Here is a 9,396-nt window from a genome sequence, read left to right as displayed (position 1 = left end):
AAGCATCCGCTCGCGTTTACTTATTGATAAATTCATGCAAGCAAATGTAGAACCTAAAAAACGTTATTTAAATATGTACTTGATAGGCCGGATACCATTAACGAGGCTTACATGTTAACTTTAGGAAAATACGTTGAACTAGATTCTCCTGAATTTGAAAAATCAAATGTTCAAGCATTGATTGAATCACAAGTTTTTGAGCTGCGCAGAAAGCTGTATAATAACCTTGATGGTAAAATATCTAAATTAGCAAAGGCGAAAAAGGATTTTTATAGTTCACTTATTCCAGAATACTTGCTTTATACAAATTTGGGTAGAGGAGATTTAATTTTATTTAAATCTTGGATAGAAGAAAACAATAAACAGAATGTATCTGGAACTAACTAGAATATAAAGGATACTTTAAAAGTATGGAGCACAAATATGCTATTCTCTGATTGATACACTTTCTTCTTTCCCGAATCTTTATTAAATAGTATAGCATAAAATACAATTGACGATTTCAGAAAATTTCCTATAATAAAAGACACTTCAAAAAGTTTTTTCTATCATGATAAGTTTTACTATTTCTTTTTCAAATCTTTTGAAGAATCAATGATGTTACCTTTATCTTCAACTTGCTTAGCGGAATTTGAATCTTGCATTTCTTCATATAAACTGAAACGTTTCAAAGAATCAATAACCTTTGCTTCTTCCTTATTTTTGATTTCCGCAGAAATAATTCCCTTAACAGACCTGTTTTCAAAATTAATTAAAGAAAAATAAGTAATTATAGCTAAAAAGCAAACGACTAAAAACAAAATCCAATTTCTCTCTTCTATGAAAACTTTTCTAGCTCCTCGTGTAAAAGAAAAAATAATTAAAACAAATAAACCTAAAGAGCTTGCAATTGAAAGTGTAAAAAGTATAGCTTGATATATATTGTCAACAAATTTAAAAGCAGGGATTGAAGATAGTATAAAGGTTATTATTGCTGTAAAAAGACCAATAATTTCCATATTCCTAGATTCCTTTCGATCGAACTCTTTATTTAAACTATCTAACTTATTTAGATCATTACGCAGAGTATTAATGATTTTAAGTTGTGATTTAACCTCTCTAAATTTTTGTCTAGTCTTAGAATAGTTAAGTTCAATTTCATTTTTATTATACGGCAGAACAAAACTTGTAAATACTATAAAGGAATCCAGTTCACATTCGGGATTGTTAATTTTTATCAGAGATTCTTCAGATGTTAATAAAAATATATAATTATTCTTATCGTATGCCCAATTTTTTTTCTCATAATATTCATCTAAAACTTTAGAGTATTTATTTTCAATCAATTTATAGTAATGTGCTGATTTTTGAAGAAGTTTATCATTATTTGATTCTTCTGTCACCTCTTTTTCTATTTTATCAAGGATGAACCGTAAATACTTAAACTGTAAAAAATAGTTTAAACTAACGCCACTTAAATAACCACAGCATTTTTCGTACAATATATCACAACTTTCAATACTTAAGTTTTTATTCTGAGTGCATAGAGAAAAATAATTATTTACTGCATAATCTTTTATAACTTCAATACAATATTGATCATATTTTGACCAAGATTCTGTATCTAATTGTAATAAATAATCAAGAATACTTTTTAATTTCTCTTCAGAAGGCAAGATATCTTTGTAGTATTTTATTAAGGTGTGAAATTCGTAAAATTTTAGATTTGAAAGATCCTTTTCTTTATTTATTGTCGCTTTAGCAAATTGAAGATACTTTTTCTTATCATCCTCTAATATATAATGACGTTCAATTTTAGTATTCCAAGCTTCAAAAACATTACTTTCTTTTATATGATTTTTAAAACTAGTTACCTCAACTCCAATTCTTAGTTTAAAATCATCTTCAGATGAAATATCTTTTGTATATCTTTTATGCCATTTATATAGTAAAAAATTTGCCTTAAGCCTAATTACATCAGTAATATCTGGATATAAACTTCCTAGATGTTTGACGACCTCCAGAAGATCTCTGATATCAGTAAAGTCTGATCTGTCAATTTTTAAGAACAAATCTTTCATGGACAATGTATCAACAACATCAAATATTTTTAATGCATTTTTAACATTATTATCTAATCCATTGATAAAATCATTGTCTCGTTTATCTAATACAAAATAATTGTCGAATCTATCTTTAGAATAGTTTACAATCACAAAATCAATTAGATCATAATTTCTTTTTAAACAGTATTTTACAGTATTAAAAAAATTGAATACAACTAAACTAAAATCTGAAGGTAAATCTGTCGAGTAATTAATTATCCAAGCTTCCAATTTCTTAGATAAAGCGTCCATATAATTCAACGCACCATCTTTTCGCAATGTCTCACCAGATAATACGCTATAACAAAACTTAGAAATAACCTCAATTGTCAAACTAATTGATCGACTTCTAAATACGTCAATATTATGAAAATCATAAAGAGGAGGACCCTGTAAATTTTCTATTGAATTTATGTTAGAGATATCGGTTTCATTAAATTGAATTCTGTATAATACATTATTTGAAGTACTAACATTAGAAACTTCAGTTAATTCGGCTTGTTGAATAATATTTGATGCTGAAATTGATTCTTCTGAACTATTTTCTGATTCTCCCTCAGATTCAGGATGGTGATCATCTATTCTTGGAATTGTAACAATTGATATTTGGTAATTATTTAAAATCTCCTCAACTTGATTGAGAAAAGGGAAAGAAAAACTCATATAGTCTAAAATGAATAGATTTTTCTTTCAGTTTTTATTACTTCAATAGGAATTTCTATGCTTGACAATCCATTTGAGCGTGCTATATTAAAATAATAATTCCAAGAATACCATTTGTGACTTAATTCGACTAATTCATAGGCAGTCATTTTTAGGATATATGGATTATTTTTTAATAAAAGGTCAAATCTCGGATCAACTGCCTGTCTTATGTTAATGTCAAAATCAGTTTCATTGATTGAAGAGGATTTCAACGATACACCATTTTTATTAAAGCTGAAAAATGTTAAATTATCTGATTTTATTGAAGCGTATATATCTGTTATTACATGACCTAATGGTAAAGCTTTCACAGTCTCAAATTCATCAATTAATGGCGAGTGAGTAGAATCACTAATTGTTGAAAAGAAAAACAATAATTTAATAGATTTAAGAATACTTAAATCATTTTTGAATTCACTACTATCTCTAGTCAAGTTTAATAGCGATTTAAATATAAAATATTCAAATATTAAATTTTTGTTCATTGATAGTTTATTAATGGTCGCAAATATACTTAAATATACATTATTATATGTTAATTAGCTATATTATAAAAATAAATGTTACAATTTTAATATAGCCATCCAACACATAAAACAACAAGTCAAAAACAACATTCCAAAAAACAATAACAAATATTTATTTAGAAAGAAGCTTTTCAACGCTTTATTTAGCTGATTTGATGCATTTTCAGATGTCTTAGAAATGACATCATTATATTTTTTTAATTCCGTACAATCTATAGATAGTTTTGAATTTGCTATCGAATGATTTATTCGTTTTTCAAGTTGATATATAGAGTCTAGTATTTGCTTTTGCTCTTGAAGTGATTGTTTTTGATTTTTTTCAAAATTTTCCATCAAGGATGCTAGTGCAATACCTAATTGATGATTCGTAAGTGATTTTTGATTTGACATAATACTATCTTCTTAACATATAACTTCTGTTAATATTTTGCTTTTCTTCTTTCATGATTTGCCCCGATTTCTGCAATAAAGAATCGATTCGGCTAACAGTCAATTTTCGATCTATATCGGATGCTTTATGACCTTTAATACTATAACCGCTCAATTTACCTGTAACCTTACTATAGACTTTTTTTGGTTCTAACCCTTTTTTATCAAGTAACCCTAAGAATTGATCGAATGAAGTAACTCTTTTCTCCTTCAATAAAGAATCAATTGATTTTTTTATTATTTCTCGCTCAATTTTTATCTCATTTTTAATATCTGAGGCTGTCTTCCATCCATATGATAAAGCTATTTTCTCAGCACCTTCTTGAGCTTTTTTGGAAATCCAGCTATCGTTATAAGCCTTCTTATTACTTATGCGATTAATTATCGCATGAATATGTACCTTACCAGTCGAATTATGAATAGTAGATATATATTGATGCTTATTCAAGCCTAAATGTTCTAATTGTTTATGTAATATTTCTCTTAACTGAGGCATAGATAAATCCTTGCTTACTTCAGGATTTGGACTTATGATTAATGATATTGTATTATTGAGGCATCTTTTGTTAGTCGACTGTATAAATCGCATTTCATTCAGGATCTCTTTGCCATTTTTTCCAACAACTCCATTTCTATCAAGTTCTATTGCTCTACCTAGGATTTTATCTGACAAGATATAGTCGATAGCTTGCCGACTACCTTGCCTTGAAGATGCTTTACTTACCATTTTTAATAAATTCTAAATGATTAATTATTTCGTTACTAACTTTCGAAACCTCCAATCTGACTTCATGCATATTTCTGTTCTTTATTAGATTTGATATATAAGTAAAGTTTTTATGGAATTTTGTTAACTCAGTATAAGCTGAAATCCTTTCTTCACTTGGTGGAGGAATGATAACTCTATGTAAAGCACAGTCGATCATAAATTGACTGACTGAAAGGCCTGAACTTTTAGCATTTATCTTGATAAGCTCCTTATCAAGAATTGAAACACGAATTTTTATAATTTGGGTTTTACTCATAATTTAAAACTTGTTTTAAATTATCTCCATCCATATTGATGGAGATTCGTTTGCGACCCTTCGGGAGCAAACCAAGAGGTGTTTGAGAAGCATTTTTTGAAAAAAATGTGCACACAAACACACCTCTTGAATTATCGACGCTATCTAGACGTGGTTGGGATTAATGCCTCTATGAAAAGGCATTAATACTAAACCACAAAGCCAAATGAAAACATGCATTACGAAACCCATCATAGGTTTCGTAATGCATGTATGAAATTTGGCTTTTTAATGGTTGTAGAGATTAAATATTCATTTAAATCTTTATAACCATCATATAGAAAACTCTTATCCTCACCTCTGCCTTTAATACATTCTTTTATGTATTTTAATGAGCTAACCCCACTGTTATCCCTATCAAGATATAGCTCTACATAATCATATTTTTCAATTGCTGACATTGATGATTTTAAATTTGTTGTACTATTTAAAATGAGGTAATCAGAGTTTTGTATGTATTCACTATTAATAAGTGTTATATAGCTAAGGAAATCAAAAATTCCCTCCATGACACATAACTTTTTTGAATTATTGGTAAATAAGGAGTAAGATTGGTTCGTACAACCTTTAAACTTTTCATTTCTTAGAGACCAACCTTTTTCGTTACGATTACCCACTGCCCAAAATAACCACGGTGACCTTCTGTAGCGTACAGCTTTGACATATTTATTTGCTAAATAAAAATCTATACCTCGACTACGTACGTATTCACATAATTTTAAATTGTAAGTCAATGGTTTAACCATTAGTATCTCTAATTTAGAGTCGCTATTACATAATATCGGTTGCTGTTGAAAAGAAGAATAAAAAGTAGTCAAATCAGAAATGCTTTTTATAGCATCTGAAACAGAATAGTCTGGGTGCATACATAAGATAAGATCTATCAACGTACCACCATTTTTCCCTGAAATACCATAGTCTATCCATAAATTTTCTTTGAATGTTACTTTAAAGGATGGATAAATTTCATTTCTCAATGGAGATAAAAACATCGCATAGCTTGAAAATTGCTTGTATGGTTCTATATTCAGACTTTTTAAATAAGAAACAATAGGAATACTATTAATCTGCCTTGCATTCATGGTGTAGTCGTGTAGTTGGATGTAGTCAGATAAAAAAAGAACCTGACTACAGTGTAAATGATTGATTAATTAATACTTAGTCTTATGTAGTTATGTAGTCAGCAGATTATCTAAAACATAATAAACTTTTACTGGATGTTCTTTCTTTTCACCAGCAACATCAATATAACCACGTCTCTGATGACTTTGAAAACCAAGACGTTTCAAGGCTTTATGAAGTTCTTTAGCATTAAGTTTAGGATATGTCTTCATTTGTAACTCATGCATGATTTCAGATGATAATAACTCTCTGTGATAATTGTCTACTGTTCCAGGAGATAAATATTTTTGAAGGACTTCGAATTCGACTGAGCTTACTTTGAAAGAATCATTTGCTATCTCATTTTGATGTATTTCCTCTCGAGTCATTTCATATTTAAAGCCAGATTGGAGTAAATAATATGCATGAGACCATACTATATCAATGTCCACGTCTTTCTTGTAATCCCAATTAATCTCTTGAATTCTAAAACATAACCATCTAACATTGGAATCATCAGTTAAAAACTCTGTTTGATTTGTAGATCCAATAAAGCTTATTCGACGTGGTGATGATTTAGCTTTTCTTTCATATGGGTGACGAACATTTATATAAAGTTTAGACATTATTGCCTTTAAAGCGTTAATCTCAAACTTGGTTAATGAAGCTAATTCGTCTAGAATACAAATGAAGTTAGATGATAAGGCAATAGTAGAGTCTTTATCTAGCCCGATATTTTCAATATAATATGAAGTTAAAGGTTTGGGGACTATAAACCTACATAAGCTTGTCTTGCCCATATTTTGTATTTCTGATTGAAATACAAATGTTTGTTTGTTAAAATAATCATTTTTTAATGCGCAAAGAACAGTTCGAACCAACCATTTCTTCAACTGTAAATTGAATCTTTCTTGATCTTGTGTTTTAATATAGGAACAGAATTTTTCAATGTAGTCTCCATGTACATTTGGATTATATCTACTTTTAATTGATATAAAATATTCATTTAAAGGATCATAATCTTCCACATAATCAGAACCTAAGAATACTAATATATCAGATATTGAAGCTTTAATACCAACCTCTATTCTTAGATTCAAATAGAGGTTATTTTCATTTACTTCTTGATAATTAGAGTCTGTTTTAAGTTTAAACTCAACAGTATTGGTTAGTATATTTCTCCTAAAATCATATTGTTCGACAAGATATTCAACGACTTTTTGAATACTTGATGCATCATCTCGTTTTGTCATTTTTAAATTCTTAATGTGAAAGGAAATATTTAATTAAGAATTCCTTAACTTTGCTCTATCAGGAAAAAGAAGAAATTCTTAAAAGAAATTTGAAAGCAATCAGAAATGGTTGCTTTTAGTTTTTTCGTCTCATGTTTCTTCTTATAGGCAAAGTCTTGGCTAATTCATTGACCTCGTTCTCTGACTTATTTTTATACTTTTTGAACCAGTCGAGTAAGTCCTTTTCAAAAAAGCGGACACCACCACTAGGTAATTTGACGAAGGGAATAATTTCTTCAGAAACTAATTGGTATAACCGCTGTTTACTATATCCTGTAATTTCACATGCTAAGTCATAGTCTCCAACTCTGTCATTTTTAGGATTGACAGAGTTCTGAAATTTAGAGAATTTCTCCTCTAATAATACGTCTAATTGATCAAGGGTTAGATCAATGATTCTTGTGTTTTTTGTCAATGCGTTCATACTGTAAAAAATTTTGATGAACACAAATATTTATCATTTTCTTAGGTTAACGCACCGAAAACGAGCTTTCGGACTATTTCGGAATAGAGTATAATAGATATTAGGATTTATTAATGGAATCTAATAAATTCTGATATGGATTGATAAATTGATATAATCCAGCATGTGATTTTTTTGAACGATCTTTAACTACCTGCAAATATTCATTAAAATCTCTAGGCTCAAGATAGCACAGATAGTCTTTGGAATTTTTTGCAGCTGTAGTTTCAAATTCAAAGAATGTATCTAGGATTTTTTTATTTTGACCCCGAGTTATATCAGCTTTAATAATTCCATTATGTATTAAAACAGCTAATAGTGAAGATAAATTTTGGGACTCTGTACCTTCTATCAAATTAAAAGAATACCTAGATGTTGAAGTTTTTATTAATAAATTATTAAATACCAATGATTTAATGAATTTATCAAAACTTTTATTATCTATAATGTAGTTTGAAAAATCATTCTTCTTAACCCTCGCATCATTAACTTTAATCAATTCTTTTAATGCTACTCGATTTTTTAATACGGAAAGGTAATATTTACTTTTAACTCTTTATCTCCTTGAAAATGGGCTATTTGGGAAACTATCACTTTCCAATAGTACATATACAATCAGCATTATTGAAAAAACGCAAAGCAGTATTAATTTATATTTATGATGTATAGATCCTACTAAAATCATTAACATGATTAATATGTAAAAGCAACTTACAATGCTTTTACCATGAAAGCTAAATCTATATTGTTCCAACAATTGTTCAGCTTTAACCTCTAAATTTTCATGATAACCTTTTAGATCTTGGTATAAGCTTAAATTATAGTCGTTCAACTCTTCAAAACTAGACTGAGTTATCAATGTTGGATTATAGATTACATATATTCCCACAGGGAATAATCCTATAGTCATATAGATTAATATTTCCGCTTGATACTTCCCTAGAAGGTAAGCACAGAAAATTATTAAACTAATTAACACCCATTTTCCTATTTTTTTCATATTCATAATCTTGGAAATTTTAATATTTCTTCTTCTTTCTTCTGGCTAATGATCTTTCCATAAACCATAGTCATCTCAATTTTAGAATGGGCTAATAATTCTTTCATTGTATATAAATCTATTCCATACGTTAAACCAATTGTAGCAAAAGTATGTCTGGATGTATGAAAGGTTATTCCCCTATGGTTGTTTAAATTCGCAATTTTTGCCCATTCTTTCAAATGAATATTAATTGCGTGACTTGTACTCGGTAAACCCCAAAATATTTTATTGCTTATAGGGTGTTTAGGTATTTGTTCAATGATCTTATAAACATCATCTAGAATTGGTATACTAACTAATTTTTGAGGAGTTTTCTTTGGTCGAAATACTAATTGACCGTTAATTATATTGTCATACGATATCACTCGAACATCTGAAATACGAAGTCCAGTAAAACATGAAAATAAATAAGCTAATCTAATCTGCTTATTTCCCCAATCTAATTTTGTTTCAGCTAATTTTCTTACTTCCTCAATTGTCAATCTATTTCTTTCAGTCACTAATTCCTTTACAGAAGTCCAAAATTCAAAAGGACTTTCATCAATTATTCTGCGAGTAACCAACTTATTATAATATTGTCTAAATACGGACATATGTGAACGGTAAATAATAATGCAGAGTTTTTGGCAATTAGTACTGCAGAGTTTTTGGCAAGAATTACTGCAGAGTATTCGGTAAGAATGAATACA

Annotated in this window: 12 protein-coding genes; 1 reads left to right on the top strand and 11 read right to left on the bottom strand. The window is 28.7% G+C overall.

Translation table 11 applies throughout. The features are described 5' to 3' along the window. Positions 1–111 precede the first annotated feature (111 nt). Positions 112–387 carry a hypothetical protein gene (locus EDC17_RS16060; protein ID WP_132779180.1) on the top strand — a complete coding sequence of 92 codons (276 nt, stop codon included), beginning with the start codon at positions 112–114 and terminating at the stop codon, positions 385–387. A gap of 176 nt (positions 388–563) precedes the next feature. On the opposite strand, the gene EDC17_RS16055 is transcribed toward EDC17_RS16060, so the two are convergent. From EDC17_RS16055 to EDC17_RS16005, 11 genes are all read right to left on the bottom strand, one after another. Then, the gene (locus EDC17_RS16055) at positions 564–2,747 is read right to left on the bottom strand and encodes a hypothetical protein (protein ID WP_132779179.1); all 2,184 of its coding nucleotides are present in this window, start codon (positions 2,745–2,747) and stop codon (positions 564–566) included. A 5-nt stretch (positions 2,748–2,752) separates the two neighbouring features. Continuing rightward, on the bottom strand, positions 2,753–3,274 hold the full coding sequence (locus EDC17_RS16050) for a hypothetical protein (RefSeq protein WP_132779178.1): 522 nt from the start codon (positions 3,272–3,274) through the stop codon (positions 2,753–2,755). A gap of 78 nt (positions 3,275–3,352) precedes the next feature. Beyond that, complete coding sequence (locus tag EDC17_RS16045) at positions 3,353–3,706, bottom strand: hypothetical protein (RefSeq protein ID WP_132779176.1); 354 nt, start codon at positions 3,704–3,706, stop codon at positions 3,353–3,355. 4 nt (positions 3,707–3,710) lie between these two features. Further along, positions 3,711–4,472, bottom strand: coding sequence for a relaxase/mobilization nuclease domain-containing protein (locus EDC17_RS16040; RefSeq protein ID WP_132779174.1), 762 nt, complete (start codon positions 4,470–4,472; stop codon positions 3,711–3,713). Further along, positions 4,462–4,770 carry a plasmid mobilization protein gene (locus EDC17_RS16035; protein ID WP_132779173.1) on the bottom strand — a complete coding sequence of 103 codons (309 nt, stop codon included), beginning with the start codon at positions 4,768–4,770 and terminating at the stop codon, positions 4,462–4,464. Before EDC17_RS16035 ends, EDC17_RS16040 begins: the two co-directional genes overlap by 11 nt. Before the next feature lie 230 nt (positions 4,771–5,000). Further along, on the bottom strand, positions 5,001–5,891 hold the full coding sequence (locus EDC17_RS16030) for a toprim domain-containing protein (RefSeq protein WP_132779171.1): 891 nt from the start codon (positions 5,889–5,891) through the stop codon (positions 5,001–5,003). Between the two features lie 90 nt (positions 5,892–5,981). Then, on the bottom strand, positions 5,982–7,163 hold the full coding sequence (locus EDC17_RS16025; RefSeq protein WP_132779169.1) for a VapE domain-containing protein: 1,182 nt from the start codon (positions 7,161–7,163) through the stop codon (positions 5,982–5,984). Positions 7,164–7,278: 115 nt separating this feature from the next. Further along, on the bottom strand, positions 7,279–7,626 hold the full coding sequence (locus EDC17_RS16020; protein ID WP_132779167.1) for a helix-turn-helix transcriptional regulator: 348 nt from the start codon (positions 7,624–7,626) through the stop codon (positions 7,279–7,281). A gap of 100 nt (positions 7,627–7,726) precedes the next feature. Further along, positions 7,727–8,164 carry a hypothetical protein gene (locus EDC17_RS16015; RefSeq protein ID WP_132779165.1) on the bottom strand — a complete coding sequence of 146 codons (438 nt, stop codon included), beginning with the start codon at positions 8,162–8,164 and terminating at the stop codon, positions 7,727–7,729. Between the two features lie 57 nt (positions 8,165–8,221). Continuing rightward, positions 8,222–8,665 (bottom strand): hypothetical protein, encoded by a 444-nt coding sequence (locus EDC17_RS16010; RefSeq protein ID WP_132779163.1) that lies wholly within the window; start codon positions 8,663–8,665, stop codon positions 8,222–8,224. Positions 8,666–8,667: 2 nt separating this feature from the next. Then, a partial coding sequence (locus EDC17_RS16005; RefSeq protein ID WP_207895793.1) for a site-specific integrase occupies positions 8,668–9,396 on the bottom strand: 729 nt, incomplete at its 5' end.

Source organism: Sphingobacterium alimentarium, from assembly GCF_004342685.1.
In the GTDB taxonomy this organism is placed as follows: Bacteria; Bacteroidota; Bacteroidia; order Sphingobacteriales; family Sphingobacteriaceae; genus Sphingobacterium; species Sphingobacterium alimentarium.
This window is presented reverse-complemented; position numbering and strand designations above follow the sequence as displayed.